We start from the raw sequence: 19,598 nt of genomic DNA, 5'->3' as shown, positions 1-19,598 counted from the left end.
TTCAAAATTGCTGCTTGTGCCCATATAAGACGCCTCTATAAATACATCGCTTGTCGCTATAATCAGTGCTAAATTTACCTGTTTTGACTAAACGCTGTTTTACTATGGCGTCTTATACGGATCGGTATATAATATTGCCTAGAGCTGCCTTATTTAAACTTACAACATATCGACGGGGCTGCGAACCCCAGCCGGTCCACGTTCGAATATCGTAATCGCTTTGACGGGAATAAATGACGCAAGTCTTGGCCACGAAAATCACCATGCCGCACCTAACATATACCCAAAATAAAAGTCTAGAACCACTAACTTGGTGATTCTAGTCCTCTGAGCTGTGAACGCTAGAGGATTTGAACCTCCGACCCCTGCCGTGTCAAACCAGTTGCCTCATATTGTTTGCTCACTGTCTTGCATAGAACAATCGAGTCGAGCGGCCCTTTTCAACGTGTCCGTTGCAATGAATTATTAAGGTCCACCAAATACTACGATTCAATTGCGCCAATAATTTCCCTGAAGCTGTTTAGTCCGGCCTCGAGGTTTTCGATTATTTCTAACGCGAGTTCGTCGGGTTCGGGTAGGTTGTCTAGGTCGGCTAGACTCTTGTCTTTGAGCCAGAAGATATCTAGGCTGGTTTTGTCGCGGGCGATGATTTGTTCGTAGGTGAATTTGCGCCAGCGCCCTTCCGGGTTGTCTTTCTCGTTCCACAGTGGGTTGCGCTCATGGCGATTGAGGGGGTTGTAGCAGGCGATGAATTCCTGCAAATCTTCATAGCGCAGCGGTTTCTTTTTTAGGGTGTGGTGAACGTTGGTGCGGTAGTCGTAGTACCAGACTTCTTTTGTCCACGACTCCTTGCCGGCCGCGCGGTTATCGAAGAACAGCACGTTGGCCTTGACACCATTGGCGTAAAAGACGCCGGTGGGCAGGCGCAGTATGGTGTGCAGCTCGGTGGTTTCGAGCAGCTTCTTACGCACCGTCTCTCCTGCGCCGCCTTCGAACAGAACATTATCAGGCACGACTACGGCAGCGCGGCCGGTGGTTTTTAGCATGGTGCGGATGTGCTGCACGAAGTTGAGTTGTTTATTAGACGTGGTAGCCCAGAAATCCTGTCGGTTGTAAGTCAGGTCGTCTTTTTCCTGTTCGCCTTCCTCGTTGGTAAAGCTCATCGCGCTTTTCTTGCCGAAAGGCGGATTCGCCAACACATAGTCGAAGCGCTTGCCGCTGTCGGCCACCAGTGCGTCGTTGGGCGATACCATGCTCTCGCCGTCAATCTCGCCGATGTTGTGCAAAAACATATTCATCAAGCACAGTCGGCGCGTTCCCGCGACGATTTCATTGCCGTTAAAGGTTTCGTGCTTAAGAAACGCTTTCTGGTCCTTGTCCAGCTGCTGCGGCGCCACCAGAAAATCGTAAGCTGCCAAAAAGAATCCGCCCGTGCCGCAGGCCGGATCGGCAATGGTCTTGTTCGGCTCCGGACGCACGCACTCCACCATCGCCTTAATCAGCGCGCGTGGGGTGAAGTATTGACCGGCACCGGACTTGGTGTCTTCCGCATTTCTTTCGAGCAAGCCTTCGTAGATGTCGCCCTTGATATCGGCGCCCATCGTCACCCACTGAGTTTCGTTGACCATATCAATCAAGCGATACAGCTTGGCCGGGTCTTGAATCTTGTTTTGCGCCTTGGTGAAAATCTGCCCCAGCATCCCCGGCTTGTTGCCCAGTTCGCGCAAGAGCGTCACGTAGTGCACCTCCAGCTCCGCGCCACGCTTAGGCTTAAGACTTTGCCAATTGTATTCAGCGGGTATATCCACTTTGCGGTTATAAGGCGGTTGGCTATATTCGTCCGCCATTTTCAGAAAGATGAGGTATGTTAGTTGCTCCAGATAATCGCCATAGCTCACGCCGTCGTCGCGCAACGTGGTGCAGAAACTCCAGACTTTTGAAACGATAGATGCGGTTGCGTTCATGCTTTACCTTCTTGCTGAACCACTAAGAAATCCTTAGTAGTTGGATTGATTCGTAATGTGCATTTTGCACCAAACTGGCTGAGCCGACCCTCGGCGAACACATTAGCAATGTGCAAATTTTGCACATACTCAATCAGCATCATGCTTTTCTCCCCGCCGTTGTCGCGCAACGTGGTGCAGAAACTCCCCATCTTGGAAACTATAGATGCTGTATTATTACTCATAATGCTTGCCTCTGTTCCTGCTCATATATTAATTTCGTTACTTCATACTGGGTCAATTCCTCAGCCTGTACCTTTGAATCATCGAAAAGTGCGACGTTAGCACCGTTACTGATTGAACTTTTATAAACAACGCCATCATAACCGCAGTTCTTTATAAATTCGCATAAATATTGAGTCGGAAGATACTCTAAATCGGCGACGCGAGGGAGAACGGGTTTTGAAAGCTCGTTTTCGAGGTGACATAAAAACTCTAGATCATATCTTAGTGCTCGCAACTCGTCCTCGCTAACTACAGAAAAAGGAGAGATTGTTTTTCGCGGATTCATCAGGTTCAGAAGACGAAGGGCAGTCGTCACTTCGAATTGCGCAACTGACAACTGGTCGCCCGGATGGGGACGTGTTTCAGCAATTGCAGTTTCTGGTGTCGTTGCAACATATAGATATGGAATTCCCACCGGATTGGCTCTACCGTTCTTGGCATGTTCCGCAGAGGGACAGCCCATCTCATCTAGCGGTATGCCTGAATTATCTAGTTGAATTCTGGCCCTATAAAGCAAGCCGCCGAATTCAGAAGCATCTGTCTCCAGATATGTGTCAAACAACTCTTTTAAACTATCAAGATCTAGGTCGTGCTGAAAGAAAAACCGATTTTTCCTCATAATCTCATCGCGAAAAGTCGCCCATTTCTCAACAGCACCCAATACCGGAACATCCCGAACAACAAATTCCTTGCGCACGATCTCGCCGTCATCAAGTATTTCGCCCAATAAAGCTTTCGCGTTGATCTGATCAAGTGAAGAGAATATTTGCCAATCGTCCTTAAACCATTCAATCAGAGGTTTCGCATCAGATTCAAAGCATTCGGCATAAATCGAACTTACCGACTGGAAGTAGTCGAGTAGCGCTGTTGGCTCAATCAATACTACATTGATAGCATAGCAAAAGCCGCACTTTCCGATCTGTTTTGAGATTTCAGGAATGCGTTTATCAAGGAATGAGTCCCCGAAACAAGTGGCGCAGCAATACATGTTTATGCCTCCGAAAATAAGAGATGCGCCATCAATTCGATATGGTGCTGCATAGAGAGCTTTTTCACATATCCTAAACCTGGAAAATGCTGATCACTGTAAAGCTGCATATACGCCTCTATGGCTGTTGATCTGAAAACTGGCGAATTAACGCCCCGCACATCATCAACAAGTTTTCTGAGCGCTTCGAGAAATTTTCCAGCCGGATCTTTAGGGGTATCAGTTTGATCGGATATATAATGCTTGATTGCTATAGCATCGTCTGCATCCGAATCTGCATAAGTTAGATGAATCGCGATGGCGTAGGCTGGACCACCACCCTCTCTGAAATCACTTCCGACTATTAAGAAGTCACCAAAACCATCGCATCCCATGTCTTCAAAGGTTAGATAAAGCTCAGAAAACGGTTCTGAGGGCGGATATTCTCGATTGATGCGACTTTCGAATCCGTCTTTTACGATAATTCTTTTCATACCCTTAAAGTGCTTGCGGTAGAGCATTGTTGAACTCTGTTGTTCGACAAACACATGCTCAGTTATTGTTGGATTTTTTTCTTCGATCAGTTCGGATAGCGCTTTACCATCAGAAAAACCGTTATGGATAATAGCGATGTTTCTATCATGCATCTCAAAGAGTCTTTTCGCTGTGTCGTTTGTATCTGTTGCGGACAGATTAAAGCCGATTGAAAAGTTATTGTAATCACAAAGATGTTCATCAAAGATTTCGGTACGTAACGCAGAACTATCTGCGGTCAATTCTCCAACACTCGGATTCGTAATAATAATAAAACGGCAATTCTGTTCAATAAGCTGGTCAAGCGCTTTCTTCAGTGCGGGGAAATTTCCCTTTACCGGTTCAATAATCGGCACAAAGCCCCATTCCGCAATCCTGGGCGCCATTTCACGAAGCATAACAAGCTCAAATTGTTTACCACGAATAAATGGATAGTACATGCGCTCTCCTGTTCCTGGTGGGGCTATGCAAATACCGATGCAATGCCTTTGTGCAGTAGACCTATGAATCTGTTGCGCTCTTCTCTTGTCAGTCGCATTGATAACGCGGCTGCTTTTAGACTGCTGGGAACAACGTCAACAAAGTCAGCCACCCGCAATGTATCACTGCGGTTCTTAAGTGTCTCAACCATAGCATCATGGGCTAACTCAGGCGTTAGTTGCTCGAAATATTTCTTTGCCTCACCGTAAATCTGGGTATTGGGATAATGTGTCAACGATGCCCCCAACTCTTTTTTGATAATCCTTAGGTATTCCCGCCTTTGCAATGAGTTGAAAATAACAATCGGGTCGACATTGTATTTATTGCTGATTGCCTCTCGGCGACATGTGTTCCGCCTGAATTGATACCTGCCATCGGCAAGCACCATGATACCCACTTCCTTCGGAATCCGCTCATTGACCACTTTGTAGAGCCGTTCAGTAGTGATGATTGTTATGAAATCAAACATCTTTTGATACGCGGCAAGCTGGCGGTCGAGCCGGTCAAAGCTGTCCATCTCCGATTTGATTTCATAAACATGGGAAGTTCCATTCAGTACAACCGCATCGGCTATGCAATCGTCGGCACGAAACTCCATTAACATGAAAGCAGTGTTTAGATTGTGCTTGCCTAGCAGGATTTTTTCAGCAATAGCATTTTTATAGATATATTCGTGACGGTAATCGCGGGTCAACCGTTTGAAAATGGCGTCATAGAAATCCCCCACTGCCATTTCTGATCCAAACTGGTCAAAGAGATGACATTGCCTCGCCAACCGGGCCGCTATAGTCGAATGGCCTTTATGTGCCAGCTCCCTGAGCACCCCAGAGGAAAAAAACCGGGCATACACGGGACCAATATCGGACGCAGGCGCACAAACCGATACTTTTTCCACTCGCATCTTCCTTCTACGTAATCTGCTTTTTATGGTATTGGTGTTTTAGCTATTATGCCCATATTAGCACCCACATATCTTTTGAGCTACCGATAAAGCCGAATTTACACCCGCTTCCACGACACTGCTCGTCCGATTTTACCGTGCTTCAACGGCGCCACTTTTTTCCGCCTTGATGCGTGCCAGCAAAGCCGAGGCGGGTTCGTCGCGCGAGTCCTGCGGCACCAGTTGGCCGGAGAAGGCTTTTTTCAGGATAGATTGGCGCAGAGCTTCGGCTTGTTGTAGGGATGTAGTGATGGTTTGGTCGAGCTGGTCGAGCTCAGAAAACTTTGATTCAAGTGCTAGCACAATCTCAGCCTGTTCATCAATTGAGCACATGGGAATGGACATTCTTGCCAGCTTCTCGCCTGTCAAATGCTTGATGGTGGTTCCAGTAAACATTTTCTCAAGCCTGCGATTTGATGCGCAACGCTCAAAATACAGTTGCACGAAAAATGAATTTATGGCATTAGTAAAACGTACACGGTGCAATGCTTTTTGAAATTGCATATCCTGACCAAGCGCTTTCCGCCACACCGCACAACGACCGGGTTCCCCGCCTTCACAGATAACCAAGTCACCGTCTTGCAAACCGTATCGAACATACTCAGACTCTTCAAATCGCATTTCAAGCAAGTCATCAAGGTCGAATTCCCCCCAACGTACATTAATGTTTCTCAGATATGGCTTTAGTTCGCCTTTGTTTTTCTCCCTATCCAGCATTTTTCCAAGAATCGATTCTAGACAAACGTCACCCATCAAGAACCACCCCCACCCTTCCGGCAGGTTGGGCAATTCGGCTAATTCTTCAGCGGTCAGAGGTGGTAGGGTTTTTGGGGTTTTGGGTTTGCGGCCTTGTTTGCCGGAGGCTTCCCAGTCGGTGAGTTGTTGTTGGTAGTGTTGCGCGCGTTCGATTTGAACGCGCTTGGCTTGAGCATGCTTGAGCAGGCGATAAATTGAAGTGATCGCGGTGTAAGTTTTGCCGGCTCCGGTCGCCATTTGTATTAGGGCGCGCGGGCGGTCTGCCTTGAAAGAGGTTTCGAGATTGTTGATGGCGACTTCCTGACAATCGCGCAGGCGCAATTCCTTTGCGGGTAGGTAGTTCGGGTTGAGTATTGGTACATGCTGCAAGCGTTCGCGCAGGCTGTCGCCTTGCGCGAGCCATTCCTTAAGTGTTTCGGGGCGGTGAAAGCTGAAAACCTCGCGCGAACGCGGTTTGGGATCGCGGGCATCGGTGAAGCGAGTAAGAATGCCGGTGCTCTCGTAGAGGAACGGCAACGGCTCTTTGTTGTTAACCCACTTCAGCTTGGCGCCGGCATAGCCTTCCGTTTGTGTTTCATGGACGGTAAGTCGCTGCCCCTCTTCTTCACGCTTGGCCTCGATCACACCAACCGCTTTTTTATCCACGAATAGCACATAGTCCGCCGGGCCGACATCGGTTTGATATTCGCGCACGGCCTGACCCAAGCCGACATTGAGGTCGATCTTCGTGTTGCGCTGAACCGCCCACCCTGCCTGCCCTAACAGCTCATCGATATTGTCTCGGGCTTTCTGTTCGGGATTTTGGTTGTATGTTGTCAAAAACTCTCAAATCCTTGTAGGTATTTAGTAGCACGACATATTGTTATTAACTACATGCTTTTCTTAAGATTCTACCGAGCGCTTACAATAAATACAAGAAAGCTGGGTGTGGTTCTATCCGGCGCGTTTTTCCTCCTCTTCGAGGCGCTCATACACCCACGACCTCATTAAGGTTTGCCAAGCCATGCCTCTGCGTTCAGCTATGGCTTTGATGCGTTCTATTGCCGCGTCATCCAAACGAATAGTAGTTTTCCTTTTTGGAGGCGTGATGACTACAAACTCGGTGATATCCTCCAATTCGTCGATGTAGTCCGCGCCACTGTGGGTCGCCCAAAACTCATGTTCTTCCTCTACGTTCTTAAATTTCGGAATGCGGCTTTTCTTCTCCTTTGCCTCACGCGAAACTGTCCGGCATCAATTATTTCTTCCTATGGGTAATTTTAATTGTCGCTGAACAGGCTCTGCTGCTTAATTTATGATAGCGATCCCCGAATCGAGAATCTTAAATGCCATGCAAATTAGGTAAAACCCGTGTTGAAGCGTTGGGCAATAAAGTATATTATTATGGATAATGATCTGTCTTACAGAGGAGGCATTATTATGGGCCGTATAAGTAAAACACTTACATTTTCTGTACCACCTGAAACCTATGAGGAATATGAAGACCTTGCCCGCGATCGACGGAAGACTAAGAGTGAGCTGTTTCGAGAGATGGTTAAAGTGTATGAGGATTATTTGAACGAGGTGAGATGGCAAACAATCCAGCGACTGGGCGAAAGAACAGCTAAAAACTTTAATATTATTAGCGAGGATGACATCGACAGGATAATACATGAATAGGCTGCGAGTTGTCTTTGATGCCAACGTTTTTATCGCCGCTTTCCTTGGACGCAAGAAAAAGGGGCTTGGTGCAGCAAGAAGCTGTTTTGAGTTGGCAAGGCTTCGTAAAATCCACCTTATTTGCTCTCCCGAAATAATTAATGAAGTCGCAAGAATTATGCGCGACAAGTTTGATTGGTCAGAAGAAAACGTAAACGATGCTGTGAAGATAATGCGAGCGGCTATCAGGGAATATGTGAAGGGGACGACCAGAATAACAGCAATCTCCCACGAATCTGATAACAGAATTTTGGAATGCGCTCTTGTAGCGAATGCGGACCTTATAATCTCCGGCGACCGGCACCTACTTGAATTAAAGGAATACCAGAGAATAAGCATAATGCGAACGGCTGATCTGCTACACATAATCGGCGAAAAACCTGCCGAAGACATGCCATAATCGACGCAAAATAATTATTCATGGATTCCTGTGACCATGGAGCCCATTCAAATACAAAAGTGAGAGGCCTATATACCTCTCACCTGCTGTAGTGTGGTGGGCGCTAGAGGATTTGAACCTCCGACCCCTACCGTGTCAAGGTAGTGCTCTCCCCCTGAGCTAAGCGCCCCGATATGGGTCTTCTTGGAGGCGACGACCGGAGTCGAACCGGTGTGGATGGTTTTGCAGACCATTGCCTAAGCCACTCGGCCACGTCGCCATTACAAGTTATGGGAGAGAACACCATCGGTCGTTCTCTCCCACCTGTTGAGCGGATGACGAGACTCGAACTCGCGACCCCGACCTTGGCAAGGTCGTGCTCTACCAACTGAGCTACATCCGCACCGCGAAAAGAATTTTACCACGTCTTAAATAATTCTGCAAATATGTTTCAGCATGTTGTGTCACTAGTAAGGGTGGTCGTCGTGCCTGGCGGGAAAGCTTGCGCTTGTTCCTCTGCGCGCGCACTGCAAAGGTCTTACTATCGCCTAGCAAGACCGTGACTAAAAGCTATATTACTGAAGATGTCTTACGTACTGCTCAAACAAAGCGAGCGCCGATTCGACACTCTCCTCGGGTCCTTTATCAGCGGAGCTTTCTTTTGCGATACAATCACGAATGACGCTCGCCAAAATAATCTCGCCTACGCGCTGGAAAGCGCCTTTTGCGGCAGCGAACTGGGTCAGGACGCTCTCGCAGTCCTCGCCCATCTCAACCAACCGCTGGAGGCCTCTTAGTTGACCCTCAAGCCTCTTGAGCCTCGTGACTATCCGTTTGGCCTCTTCCTCGCGATCGTACATACAATCCCCCCGTGTCCCTACTTCTTAAGAGTTCTCTCGACGTTCTCCACTATGAGTTCTTTCGGCTGCGCCCCGATTAACGTACTGACGGTGGCTCCGTCTTTGTTTATGAATATCAGTGTCGGTATCGACCGAACTCCGAACTGGTTGGCGACCGCTATATGATCCGGATTATCCAAATCATAGGTCTCGAATCTTATCTTACCCGCATATTCCTTCTTAACCTGCTCCACGAGCGGCTTTATCTCCCTGCAGGCGGGTCAGTAGTCCGCCGAGAAGAACATGACCTTTGGCGTACCGCTTGCTACCGGCTGAGCGCTTTGGCCCTGGTTCGTCGTGCCGCTTGTTCCCTGGGTTTGACTTCGCTCGCACCCGATTACGGATAGCGCTAAAACTCCTACGAGAATAGCGATTACCAAAACTTTAATTGTGCTATTTCTATCAAACAACGTGTTCTCCTCCCAACCGCGACGGAAAGTTTGTTATTTGTATCGAGTGGTGGCATAGACCCCCATAGTATACCACGACACCGCGATAAATATAATTCTAGAAGCGCGTATTAGTTTATATGCGCTATTCGCATCAACAATTTAAGCCCCCGCAAGCGAGGGCTTAAATATTGCCTTCAAAAGCGATATGGTTAAATCTTTCACGTGCCAATCGCTGTTTTAAATTTTTAAGTTACCAGTCGAGCCGCCGGCTCGCTAGATTATCCTCAGCGAAAACCGCCGGTTCCGCAACCGCCGCCGGAGTGTCCCGCCGCGCCGCCGCCGCTACTTCTCGACGCGGTATAGCCGAAAAAATCCCGGTACGCTTGGCGTACGTTTGTGCTGCCGCAGCTCGGACAGACTCTATCCGCGTCACGCAGCATTCTCATTAAGAATATCTCATAGTCGCCGGCGCAATCGTTGCAGACAAATTGATAAGTTGGCATAGTCCCTCCATTTCAACCGGCGCTTAACCGGAGAAGTCTTCATAAATACCAGACAAAGACCGTATCGTTGGACAAGTATTGCAAGTAGTGCAAATAGTGCCTATAGCCCAAACCGGCGCACGATTTCTTCCTTCGACACAGCCCCGACGATTTGACCGGCGGCCTGACCCTCTTTAAAGAGCATCAGCGTCGGGATGCTCATAACGCCGAACTTGCCGGCCCATTCACGCTCTTCATCGACGTTAAGCTTAAGAACCTTAACCTTGCCGTCGTACTCTTTCGCAAGCTCTTCCAACCTCGGAGCGATAATCTTGCACGGACCGCACCAAGGAGCCCAAAAATCGACTATCACAGGAACATCTGATTTCAACACTTCCGCGTCAAACTGCGCATCGGTTATATTGCTAGGCATTACACACCACTCCTTTCCTATCATTTATACCCTAGGGGGGTATAAATGTCAATACCAAATTCTAATAATCTCAAAAAACGCGGCCTGCGGGCGTAAGCAATCCCCCGGCCGGTATGGCTAACGACTTTTCGCGACCGTCACATCTCGATCTATCTCATTGCGGGCGCACACGCGGAAAGGCCGGTCAATATCCGGCCTTTCCCTATGTCTAATCTATGTCGTTCCGCACGACTTCAAAGCAGATTTACCGTCTATTTGAATTCGGTTTTGACATGGTTCGCGATTATCTTGATTTGCTCTTCGGTCAACTCGCCGTCCTTAAACTTAGGCATCGAGCCTTTACCGTCGTTGATGATTTTCTCTACTTCTTCGCCGGATTTTGACGTTCCACGAATAGCCGGCCCGACCACACCGTTTCCATCATGCCCATGGCAAGCGCCGCAGTTGTTTACATACAACAGTTCCGGGTCCTTGACCTCTTCGGGCTCCAACTCCACCGCTTCGCCTTCAGTCTGTGCTTCCCCCTCGCTTTCCGTAACCGCGCCCTCTTTTTTCTCGGCGCCGCCCCCGTCCGAACATCCCGCGAGCATAAAAGCGGCCAGTGCAATCAATAGTAGGAAAACTAAAGTACCTGTCGATTTTTGAAACTTCACCTTGTCTAGCCTCAAAAGATTCCCTCCCATCCCGGATTACCATGTCTTTCTATATAAATTACCGCATTGTGGCCGCCGTTTCCAGTATTCGATGATAATTTATCAATTGTTTTACTTGCAGTCGGGCGGTTAAGGCGCGCGCGAAACGGTCTTACTAAGCTCATTCGCCGCCGCTTAAGAGATTATCCGGCATCAGCGAGACCAGCTTGCTTCGCGCGTCCTTCAACGTCAGGGGCAACTTATCGAACGGCAGTTGGTCTTTGTGTTTGAGTTCTTCTATAAGATGGGTGATGTAGGGGAGGCGCAGGTCGACCTCTTCCATCACCTGCGTGCTCGAAAAAACGGTCTCCGGCGTGCCTTCGATGGTAATCCGGCCTTCCTTCAAGACAAAGATGCGGTCGACAAAGAGCGGGATAAGGTCGACCATGTGGGTGGCCATCACGATAGTCACACCGGCTTCTTTGTTGAGTCGCCCCAGTATATGAAGGAGATTCGCCTCGCTCTTGGGGTCGAGGCCGGCGGTGGGCTCATCCAGCAACAAGATTCTAGGCCGCATCGCCAGCACCCCGGCGATACAGACTCGTTTCTGCTGGCCGAAGCTTAAATGGTGGATTGGTTTTCGCCGGTGGGCGAGCATGTCGACCATCTCAAGGGCGGTCTCGACCCTTTTCTCGACTTCGGCATCGGTCAGCCCTAGGTTTCGGGGGCCGAAGGAGACATCCTCTTCGACGGTCGTAGCAAAGAGCTGGTCGTTCGGGTTCTGAAAGACCAACCCTATCGCGCGCGCCAGGTCTATGCGTTTGAGCTTCGAGAGCGGCTTGTTGTCGATGAGAATCGACCCCGGGCGCGCCGCAAACAGGCCGACGACCGCTTTGAGCAGCGTCGTCTTGCCGCCGCCGTTAGACGCCAGCAGGCCGATGAACTCCCGCTCGTCTATGGAGAGATTTATGCCGTTAAGCGCGCGAGTCCCATCATCGTATATATATACCAGGTCCCTGATTTCCAGATATGACAACCGTTACCCCCAGTAAAAATCGAGCGCCGACAATAAAAGAAAGAACGATAAGAACAAAGCGCCCGCACTCAAATCGCTTCTTCGTAGTCTTTGCGGCCTTTCGATGTAAATAGCCCCGTTGTAGCCCCGAAGAACCATTGCGTCGTGCGTCGCTTGGGCTTGGTCGAAGACGCGGGCAAAGAGCGACCCTACCAGCGTGCCCCAAGACCTCAATCCGGTCGAGAGACCCCGGTAGCCGAGGCGAAGGCGCTGCGAGTCCATAATGCTCTGCGCTTCCTCGATAAAGACGAAAATATAACGGTAAGCGAACGCGAGAACGGCCAGCCATTCCTCGGAAACCCTTAAAAACTTGAGCGCGGCCAATATTTTGTGGAGCGGTGTGGTCATACTTATAAAAATAATCGACGATGTCCCGGCGAGCACCCGGCCCGCGATCAATGTCCCTTTTTCGATACCCTCCCGGTAGAAGGGAACCGAAAAACCCACGGCCTCCAAAGTGTAGAGCGGCGTCTCACCAAAGAACAACCCCTGCAGGAGAAGTATCACGCCGGCCATAAAAAACGGAGCGGCAAGGCGCGCCAACACCATCTTGGGCGGAATCCCTATCATAACGAGGGCGCCCCAAGACGCGAAGATAACGGCCATAAATATCGGCAAGTCCTTGCTGACCAGGACAAGCGCGAGAACGGCAAGGACGAAAAGCAACTTCACCCTCGCGTCTATCGCCGTCAAAACATTGCTTCTTTGCGCAAAATAATCCGAGAAAATCTCGACATTGTGCCTTCGCATATATATTCTCCGGCTCGCATTTGACCATGCCGAGCCCTAGCCTCTAATCAGACTTGTTCCCATCCGCCTCCGGGTCTTTAGCGGCACCCTTAAAGACAACCCGCCAATAGTAGCCCATGATAAACCCCCCTATGGTGCCTGCGAGCAAAAACACAAATAGTAGCAGGTCTCCCTGGTCGGTGTTGATAAAAGGCGTCCGCGCGGACCGTCCGGCCTGTTCCGCGTAGTGCTCGACGACGGTCTCATCTACACCCGACCATTCGCCGGCGAACGCCTGCCCGGTGAACGGGCCTGCGGCAAGCGCAAACGCCGCGAAGCAGAGCGCGCGCCAAACCCAACCCGTAAAACGACTAAACTGCCCGCTCATGAGGAATCCCCCTTCCCGTTTGCGGCGCTTGGTCGATAATGCCGAGCTTGACCAAAATATCCGGTCTCCTGCTCAACATGAAGGCGAAGAAACCGGCCGCCGCGAAGCCTTCCAAGATTCCTATGGGCAGTTGCGTTGGAATAAAGGCGATAAGAATGGCCTTGAACATGCCGGCAAAACCCTGTAAGCTGCCCAAGCCCAGCGCCAACTCGAGCGCGGTCGTCGTATACGTCGCCCAATCAGCGATGACCCCCGCGGAAAAAGCGGCGACGGTCAGCGGCGCCTTAAGACGCACCAATAACTTAAAGACAAGAAACCCCGAGAACGACCCGGCGACGCCCATCGACAGAATATCCGCTCCCCAGGTGGTGATGCCGCCGTGCGCGAGAAACAGAGCCTGTATCAGGAGCGCGACCGAGGTCGCGATAACGGTAGCAAAAGGCCCGATGATGATGGCGGCCAAACCCGTGCCGGCGGGGTGTGAGCAAGTGCCGGCCGAGGGCACCGGTATCGGCATCGCCGATATGATAAAGACCGCCGCCGACATCATCCCCATAAGAGGCAGGTACGCCGGCATGCTCCGGCTCTTTCGACGCATCTCCCGAACCCCGTAGACGACGAACGGGAGAGCGACCAAATACCATACTCCGGCCCACGAAAGCGGGAGTATGCCTTCCGCGATATGCATGGCGTACGCGGGAGCGGCGCCCATGCCGAGCATCGCGACCGACAACGTAAGAACCGCTGCTAAACGTTTCACTTTGACCCCCTTTGATATATGAGCGGCTGCTGAAAACGAGGACTCACCAACCACACAAAAAAAGCCCGGCCATTATCGACCAAGGCTTACCAGCCCACTCCGGCCTCGGAAGTGGTCTCCCTTGCATGTCCCAGGCAGGTCTCCTGGCTTCCGGATCTTCGCTTGCCACGCCTTCCCGGCCTTTGCGGATTTCACCCCGCTCTTGCCGGTGGCACTCTATGGTTCGCTCCCCGATTACAGTGACGGGCTCGCGCTGGACTTTCACCAGCTTCCCTATTCTACGCTGACCATTCTTTATGTCGGTCGCACGTCACCTGGGACGTATATGATTTGGCGACAGTTTACCATAGCGCATCGGCATGCGCAAATAATATCGCGCCCCAGTTGGCAGGGCTAGCGGGTACTGTTGGCTTCGGCACACCATCGTATGTTTAAGCAAAGAGAGAGAGCGTCGCTCTTAGACGGCCTTCCACTGGACGTAATCCCAGTTGTACTTGCCTTTCGGTATAAGTTCGAGGTCTTCCATCTTCTTGACCATCAAGACTTCGCTGACATTAAAGAGGTCGGCCAAGAACTTGTGGTCGTTAAACCAACTGCGGGCTTCTTGTTTCAATAACGATGTGGGGATACAAAGCTCCAGCGCGAAGACATCGGCCTCCCTGTGATAGTGGTCTTTGTCCGCACTTCTCTGGTAGGCAAGATCATCGATGTGGAGTCTGTAGTGCCCAAGCTCATGGGCGATAGTAAATCGCTTGCGGCTCTCGGGCATCATCTTGTTTATTATAATATAGAAATCGTCGTGGTATCGCGTAAGCATACCGTAAAACCAGCTATCGTTCGACATCTCGACAACCTCGATGCCCAGCCGTTGCGCTATCCCGCGCACGTCGACCGGGAGTTGTGTGATGTTGCACTCTTTTATCAGGTTGTTGGCCTGTTCTTTGATGTGGTTGTGTGTGTAGATGGGCATGGGGCACCGCCTTACTCTTTACCTTCGGCCCTACGTTTCGCTTTTATAATCTCGAGCACGTCGAGCATGAGCCGCCGCTCGTCGGCGGAGAAACTCGGGTCCGCCATGAGCAACGCTTCGATGTTGACCTTCTCATCGTTGCTCTGTGCGGTTGCCTCGCCCATAAGCCAAGCGACAGAGATGCCATAAAAATCGGCAAGCTGCTTCAGGCGCGGCATGGGAATTCTACGCCTCCCGTTCTCATACATGGCGAGTATCGATTCCTTGAACTCACCCTTCGTTGAGATCTCGATATCTTTGCGGCTCAAATCTCGGCTCTCCCTAACGTGTCTGAGTCGCCAGCCTACATCTTGCTCATACATTTCAGAGTCCTTTACAACGAGTGCGGTATGTTCACCGCCATGCTTTCGTAACGATGTTATCGGCAAATTCTACCAGCATGTTTAGAATATTTGCCGCGTTTTTACTCATGCACTTATTGTGCATTTTTGACGTCACAACTATAACAGGAGGTAGGTTGCTTTGCAACCGTTTGTTTATTTATTAATCGAAAGAGGGTTTTAGCCGACGAAGATTCTTCGAATATCTTGCTCTAGTTCGGGGCGGGTAACGAGCAAAACGCTGTCTCCAGCCCTTATGGTCGTCTCTCCATGCGGCACTATCACGGTTGTGTCGCGCAAGATAGCGACCGCGACCGCGTTTCTCGGAAAGCCTATGCTCTTGATCTTTTTATCGTGTGCCGGTGAGTCCGGACCGACCGTCACTTCTACGAGCGATAGTTCGCCGACCTTCAATTTTAACAGCGTAAGCACATCGCTTAGGGATAGCTCTTCCGATATCAATTGGAGGATTATTTGGGGGCTGCTTACCGCTACGTCAACTCCCCATCTTCTCGTAAAAAGCCACTGGTTTCGGGGGTCGTTTATCCTGCCGATTACGCGCGGGATTTTATAGACCTCTTTGGCAAGTTGTGATATGACCAGGTTGTCCTCGTCGTCTCCGGTGACGGCGACGACTATGTCGGCCCTGAGTATGCCCGCGGTTTCGAGGTCCGCGGGCGACGTCGCGTCTCCCGCGTAGATTGCGATATTTGGCATGTTCTTAACAGTTTCGAAATTAGCCTCGTCCAGGTCGATGAGGCCGATTCTATAAGTATCTTTGAGGTTAAGCGCGAGAAATCGCCCGACTTGTCCGGCTCCCGCAATCAGGATATACATCGCTTGCCTCCTACACTACGGCGCTAATAAATTCCTCAAGCTTGCCAATCGCAAACGCGCTGACAAGCACCTCGGCTATATCTCCTTGCTCAAAGCTCGCACCCGGTGCCGGAATAAACGAGCGGCCATGGCGGGTGATAACCGCGACGCTTAGCTCACCGGGTATGGTGATGCTCTCTATCGTCTTGCCGAAGAGGCCGACCGGAACCGCTACCCTAACCAGCTCGACCTCCCCGCTTCCGAAAGACAACTGCACGTCGAGGGCACGATGCGTTATCAGCTCTTTGATCCTGTTCGCCGCCCATGCCGTTGTTGAGATGGTCGAAACGCCAAGGTGCGCGAATATGTTAGCGCGCACGGGATCGAGAATCCGCGAGACAACGCGAGGCACAGAGTATGTCTCCCGCGCAATCCGGGCGGAGACGATGTTGAGATTATCGTCGCCCGTCACGGCTATGAATGCGTCCGCCGTATCGATGGCCGCTTTTTCTAGTGTGCGCTGGTCGATGGCATGGCCAAGTATTCGCTCACCTGAAAACGATTTCGCCAGGCGCTCGAAAGCTTTGGCATCCCGGTCTATAACAACTATTTCATGGCCATTCATAGCGAGCGAATTTGCCGACTCGGACCCGAGACGCCCGCAACCTGTAATGATGATGTGCATGTCAAACACCTCTTATATTTTTTATTCCCCTTTATGCTTTAAAGTTATTAAGCCGCGCGTCGCTTAGGGCCGCCGCGCGCCCGCATCGCTGGTCCAGTCGTTCCATGCCCGCCTCCCCGACCGAACACGCGCCTGCGCCGCACAATCCATTTCCTTATCTCATCCGCGAGCAATATGGTCGGAGTAAGCAAGAACAGAAAGAGCCAGTCGGTAGAACGGAGCGCAGCCGTGTGGAAAATTCGTTGAAGAAAGGGCACGTAAACGATGAGTGATATGAAAACCAGCTCGCTTACGATACCCCACAAATAGAACTTGTTTGTGAGAAATCCTTTTTTTATAATAGAGGCCCGTTCGCTTCTGACCGCAAACCCGTTACCGATTTGCATGGTGACTATGGACGCCAGGACCATCGTCGTCGCGAGGATATAGACCTCGCCCGAGGCGGCGAGAGTCTCGCCCGGACGCCAGCCATTCTGGTAATAGATGAAGTAATATCCAGCCATGCCGGCGGCCGCCTCGATCGGGCCGAGAAATAAGTATGCCCTGGTTATAAGCGGTATATCCAAAAGCCGTTTGTTTCTCGGGCGGGGCGGGCGGTCCATCACGTCCGGTTCGGGCGGCTCCGAGCCGAGCGCCAGCGCCGGGGCGATGTCGGTTCCCAGATCGATTGCGAGTATTTGCAGGATGGTCAGGGGCAAAGGAATACCGAGCATCACAAAAAGGATAAAAGGGACGATCTCGGGTATGTTACTGGCGAAGATATAAGTAATGAAGCGTCGAATATTATCATACACCACCCTGCCTTCTTCTATCGCGCTGACGATACTTGCGAAATTGTCATCGGTGAGCACCATATCCGCCGCCTCTCGCGCTACATCCGTGCCGCTGACACCCATGGCGATTCCGATATCCGCCCTCTTTAAAGCCGGGGCGTCGTTGACGCCGTCCCCGGTCACGGCGACGATTTCGCCGCGCGACCGGAGGGCTTCGACAATGCGCATTTTGTGCTCCGAAGCAACGCGCGCGAATATCACGTTCTCCAGCGCGACGACATCCTGAAGCCGGTCGTCCGGCATCCCATCTAAATCGGGACCACTGACAACCGTCGCCGGCCCTTCGATGATTCCGATTTTGCGCGCTATCGATTCCGCGGTCAGTCCATAATCGCCTGTTATCATGATGATCTTTATCCCGGCCCGGTGAGCCAGCTTGACCGCGTTTTCGACTTCGGGTCGCGGCGGGTCGAGCATCGCCATCAGCCCGAGAAAGACGAGGTCGTGTTCGACGGCGTCGGCGCTATACGAGCTTATGTCGGGTGCTAAATCGCGCCGGGCGATAGCGAGCACACGCAATCCCCGGCGGGCGAAGTCGTCGATACGCTCTTCCAACTGCTCTCTAAGCTCGCTAGTAATATTAACGGCCTCTCCGCTTAGCATGACTTTGGCCGAAAGCTGAAGTATCTCTTTGGGTGAGCCTTTGACGTGGGCGATGCGTCTGGAATCATATCCGTGGATACTCGACATCCGCTTGCGCGCCGACTCGAAGGGCAGTAGGTAGATGCGCGGGGACGCGCTGAACTCCACATCGATATCAAGGCCGGCTTTCTCCGCGACGACCAGGAGCGCGGCCTCGGTCGGGTCGCCTATCGCCCTCCAAGCGCGCTCATCGGGCGTGGGTGCGACGAGCCGGGACGTCGTGCAAAGGAGCGCCGAACGGAAGAACTCGGCCCAACTGTCCAACTGGACCCCCGTTAAGACCCTGCCATCGGCGCTGAACTCACCGACCGGCTCATATCCCGCACCCCCGACCGTTATCACCTGGCCATCGACCCAGAACTCCCGAACCGTCATCTCGTTCTGGGTCAGGGTGCCCGTTTTGTCGGTGCAGATGACCGTCGTGGAGCCGAGCGTCTCGACGGAAGAGAGTTTCTTGATGAGAGCGTTCTTCTTTGCCATCCGTTCCACCCCGAACGCGAGCGATAACGTCACCGTCGGCAGCAACCCCTCCGGGACGTTGGCAACGATGATGCCGATTGCGAACAACAATGCCACAGGCATCGAAAGCCCGGCAAACTCGCTGCCGAGCACGAAAAAGAGGGTGCCGAGCCCTACGGCGAGTACGGCTACGACCCTGGTGACGAAGACCATCTCCTTTTGGAGCGGGCTGAGTTCCTCCGCTATCCGCTGGGTCAAGCCCGCGATTTTGCCGAATTCGGTAGCGTCGCCGGTCGCATATACTACTGCTCGTCCGGAGCCGGTCGCGACGTTAGTCCCTGCGAAGACGATATTCGACGATTGGACAAGTGCGATATCCGGCCTGGGGATTGGTGCGCTCGTCCTCCTGACCGGGGCCGATTCCCCGGTCAGCGTCGCGTTTATCGTGCGCATCTCAAAGGCCTGAACCAGCCGCGCGTCAGCGGATACGTTGTCTCCCTCCTCAAGCACCAAAACGTCGCCCGGGACCAAGTCCGTCGCCGGAAGCTCCTTGACCTCACCCTCCCTCATCACCTTGGAATAGCTGGGCAGCAGTCTCTTAAGTGCTTCGGTCGCCTTCTCAGCCTTGTATTCCTGCCAAAAACTAAAGAGCGCGTTGATGATGATGACAGCGATGATGGCCCAGCCAAGCTCCGGTAGACCGGCGGCAAACGAGAGACCGGCGCCGACCCAAAGTAAAATAGCAAAAAGATGATAGAAATTTGCCAAAAACTTATTGATTAGCGGTGGGCCTTTTATTTCTCGGATCTCGTTTGGGCCATAACGTTCCAGGCGCAAGCGTGCCTCACGGTCACTGAGACCGCGCGGCTCGGAAGCGAGCTGCGTATAGACTTCGGTGCTGCTCAGTCGCTGGATTTCCATGGCTACCGCGGCGTTGATAATCGATCGAATTCTTCATCCAATATGTACCCAAACGCGGTTAGCCAGAGAATATTACGAGCAACGCAATGCCGGGTTTAGCTTGCTTAAGTTCGCATGACT

23 protein-coding genes, 3 tRNA genes, 1 pseudogene and 1 riboswitch are annotated in these 19,598 nt (G+C 51.5%); of the genes and pseudogenes, 2 read left to right on the top strand and 25 right to left on the bottom strand.

Translation table 11 applies throughout. From position 1 onward, the window contains the following. Window positions 1-482 precede the first annotated feature (482 nt). The 7 genes and pseudogenes from KGZ93_08100 to KGZ93_08070 all read right to left on the bottom strand — a co-directional run bounded on the left by KGZ93_08100 (window position 483) and on the right by KGZ93_08070 (window position 7,096). Window positions 483-1,964, bottom strand: a complete 1,482-nt coding sequence (locus tag KGZ93_08100; GenBank protein MBS3909570.1) for an SAM-dependent DNA methyltransferase — start codon at window positions 1,962-1,964, stop codon at window positions 483-485. Further along, window positions 1,961-2,188, bottom strand: coding sequence for a hypothetical protein (locus tag KGZ93_08095; protein ID MBS3909569.1), 228 nt, complete (start codon window positions 2,186-2,188; stop codon window positions 1,961-1,963). The genes KGZ93_08100 and KGZ93_08095 overlap by 4 nt, the downstream gene beginning before the upstream one ends. Next, window positions 2,185-3,216, bottom strand: a complete 1,032-nt coding sequence (locus tag KGZ93_08090; protein ID MBS3909568.1) for an RES family NAD+ phosphorylase — start codon at window positions 3,214-3,216, stop codon at window positions 2,185-2,187. The genes KGZ93_08095 and KGZ93_08090 overlap by 4 nt, the downstream gene beginning before the upstream one ends. Window positions 3,217-3,218: 2 nt before the next feature. After that, complete coding sequence (locus KGZ93_08085) at window positions 3,219-4,169, bottom strand: sce7725 family protein (protein MBS3909567.1); 951 nt, start codon at window positions 4,167-4,169, stop codon at window positions 3,219-3,221. A gap of 23 nt (window positions 4,170-4,192) precedes the next feature. Beyond that, window positions 4,193-5,104: a sce7726 family protein gene (locus tag KGZ93_08080; protein MBS3909566.1), complete on the bottom strand. Its 912-nt coding sequence runs from the start codon at window positions 5,102-5,104 to the stop codon at window positions 4,193-4,195. Window positions 5,105-6,061: 957 nt separating this feature from the next. Beyond that, a pseudogene (locus KGZ93_08075) lies at window positions 6,062-6,724 on the bottom strand (DEAD/DEAH box helicase family protein). A 114-nt stretch (window positions 6,725-6,838) separates the two neighbouring features. After that, a complete protein-coding gene (locus KGZ93_08070; protein ID MBS3909565.1) occupies window positions 6,839-7,096 on the bottom strand; it encodes a hypothetical protein in 258 nt (85 codons plus the stop codon). 192 nt (window positions 7,097-7,288) lie between these two features. On the opposite strand from KGZ93_08070, the gene KGZ93_08065 reads away from it, so the two are divergent. Both KGZ93_08065 and KGZ93_08060 read left to right on the top strand, forming a co-directional pair. Beyond that, window positions 7,289-7,564 (top strand): ribbon-helix-helix protein, CopG family, encoded by a 276-nt coding sequence (locus KGZ93_08065; GenBank protein ID MBS3909564.1) that lies wholly within the window; start codon window positions 7,289-7,291, stop codon window positions 7,562-7,564. After that, window positions 7,557-8,003 (top strand): putative toxin-antitoxin system toxin component, PIN family, encoded by a 447-nt coding sequence (locus tag KGZ93_08060; protein MBS3909563.1) that lies wholly within the window; start codon window positions 7,557-7,559, stop codon window positions 8,001-8,003. Before KGZ93_08065 ends, KGZ93_08060 begins: the two co-directional genes overlap by 8 nt. Before the next feature lie 94 nt (window positions 8,004-8,097). Here the strand turns inward: KGZ93_08060 and KGZ93_08055 are convergent. The 18 genes from KGZ93_08055 to KGZ93_07970 all read right to left on the bottom strand — a co-directional run bounded on the left by KGZ93_08055 (window position 8,098) and on the right by KGZ93_07970 (window position 19,478). Beyond that, window positions 8,098-8,172 (bottom strand) — tRNA-Val (locus tag KGZ93_08055). Window positions 8,173-8,187: 15 nt separating this feature from the next. Beyond that, window positions 8,188-8,262 (bottom strand) — tRNA-Cys (locus tag KGZ93_08050). Window positions 8,263-8,312: 50 nt separating this feature from the next. Further along, window positions 8,313-8,385 (bottom strand) — tRNA-Gly (locus KGZ93_08045). Between the two features lie 172 nt (window positions 8,386-8,557). Then, window positions 8,558-8,842 carry a metal-sensitive transcriptional regulator gene (locus tag KGZ93_08040; GenBank protein ID MBS3909562.1) on the bottom strand — a complete coding sequence of 95 codons (285 nt, stop codon included), beginning with the start codon at window positions 8,840-8,842 and terminating at the stop codon, window positions 8,558-8,560. 17 nt (window positions 8,843-8,859) lie between these two features. Then, window positions 8,860-9,075, bottom strand: a complete 216-nt coding sequence (locus KGZ93_08035; protein MBS3909561.1) for a hypothetical protein — start codon at window positions 9,073-9,075, stop codon at window positions 8,860-8,862. Between the two features lie 27 nt (window positions 9,076-9,102). Then, a complete protein-coding gene (locus tag KGZ93_08030) occupies window positions 9,103-9,291 on the bottom strand; it encodes a hypothetical protein (protein MBS3909560.1) in 189 nt (62 codons plus the stop codon). A gap of 266 nt (window positions 9,292-9,557) precedes the next feature. Then, on the bottom strand, window positions 9,558-9,776 hold the full coding sequence (locus tag KGZ93_08025) for a zinc ribbon domain-containing protein (protein MBS3909559.1): 219 nt from the start codon (window positions 9,774-9,776) through the stop codon (window positions 9,558-9,560). A 100-nt stretch (window positions 9,777-9,876) separates the two neighbouring features. Next, window positions 9,877-10,188: a thioredoxin gene (gene trxA / locus KGZ93_08020; protein ID MBS3909558.1), complete on the bottom strand. Its 312-nt coding sequence runs from the start codon at window positions 10,186-10,188 to the stop codon at window positions 9,877-9,879. A 251-nt stretch (window positions 10,189-10,439) separates the two neighbouring features. After that, entirely contained in the window at window positions 10,440-10,856 is a 417-nt protein-coding gene (locus tag KGZ93_08015) for a cytochrome c (GenBank protein ID MBS3909557.1), read from the bottom strand. Window positions 10,857-11,001: 145 nt separating this feature from the next. Then, complete coding sequence (locus tag KGZ93_08010; GenBank protein ID MBS3909556.1) at window positions 11,002-11,847, bottom strand: ATP-binding cassette domain-containing protein; 846 nt, start codon at window positions 11,845-11,847, stop codon at window positions 11,002-11,004. 12 nt (window positions 11,848-11,859) lie between these two features. Then, window positions 11,860-12,645 (bottom strand): cobalt ECF transporter T component CbiQ, encoded by a 786-nt coding sequence (gene cbiQ, locus KGZ93_08005; GenBank protein ID MBS3909555.1) that lies wholly within the window; start codon window positions 12,643-12,645, stop codon window positions 11,860-11,862. 43 nt (window positions 12,646-12,688) lie between these two features. Beyond that, window positions 12,689-13,012, bottom strand: coding sequence for a cobalt ABC transporter permease (locus tag KGZ93_08000; protein ID MBS3909554.1), 324 nt, complete (start codon window positions 13,010-13,012; stop codon window positions 12,689-12,691). Next, a complete protein-coding gene (locus KGZ93_07995) occupies window positions 12,996-13,733 on the bottom strand; it encodes an energy-coupling factor ABC transporter permease (protein ID MBS3909553.1) in 738 nt (245 codons plus the stop codon). The genes KGZ93_08000 and KGZ93_07995 overlap by 17 nt, the downstream gene beginning before the upstream one ends. A gap of 154 nt (window positions 13,734-13,887) precedes the next feature. Next, window positions 13,888-14,105, bottom strand: a riboswitch (cobalamin riboswitch). Window positions 14,106-14,229: 124 nt separating this feature from the next. Beyond that, window positions 14,230-14,742 carry an ImmA/IrrE family metallo-endopeptidase gene (locus KGZ93_07990; GenBank protein MBS3909552.1) on the bottom strand — a complete coding sequence of 171 codons (513 nt, stop codon included), beginning with the start codon at window positions 14,740-14,742 and terminating at the stop codon, window positions 14,230-14,232. Window positions 14,743-14,753: 11 nt separating this feature from the next. After that, entirely contained in the window at window positions 14,754-15,050 is a 297-nt protein-coding gene (locus tag KGZ93_07985) for a helix-turn-helix domain-containing protein (GenBank protein ID MBS3909551.1), read from the bottom strand. A gap of 252 nt (window positions 15,051-15,302) precedes the next feature. Continuing rightward, window positions 15,303-15,959, bottom strand: coding sequence for an NAD-binding protein (locus KGZ93_07980; GenBank protein MBS3909550.1), 657 nt, complete (start codon window positions 15,957-15,959; stop codon window positions 15,303-15,305). A 10-nt stretch (window positions 15,960-15,969) separates the two neighbouring features. After that, window positions 15,970-16,623, bottom strand: a complete 654-nt coding sequence (locus tag KGZ93_07975; GenBank protein MBS3909549.1) for a TrkA family potassium uptake protein — start codon at window positions 16,621-16,623, stop codon at window positions 15,970-15,972. A gap of 47 nt (window positions 16,624-16,670) precedes the next feature. Beyond that, the gene (locus tag KGZ93_07970; GenBank protein ID MBS3909548.1) at window positions 16,671-19,478 is read right to left on the bottom strand and encodes a cation-transporting P-type ATPase; all 2,808 of its coding nucleotides are present in this window, start codon (window positions 19,476-19,478) and stop codon (window positions 16,671-16,673) included. Between the last annotated feature and the right edge of the window lie 120 nt (window positions 19,479-19,598).

It is taken from the genome of Actinomycetota bacterium (assembly GCA_018333515.1).
Classification (GTDB): Bacteria; Actinomycetota; Aquicultoria; order Aquicultorales; family Aquicultoraceae; genus Aquicultor.
The sequence above is the reverse complement of the archived record's forward strand: the minus strand, read 5'-3'. Positions and strand labels throughout refer to the sequence as shown.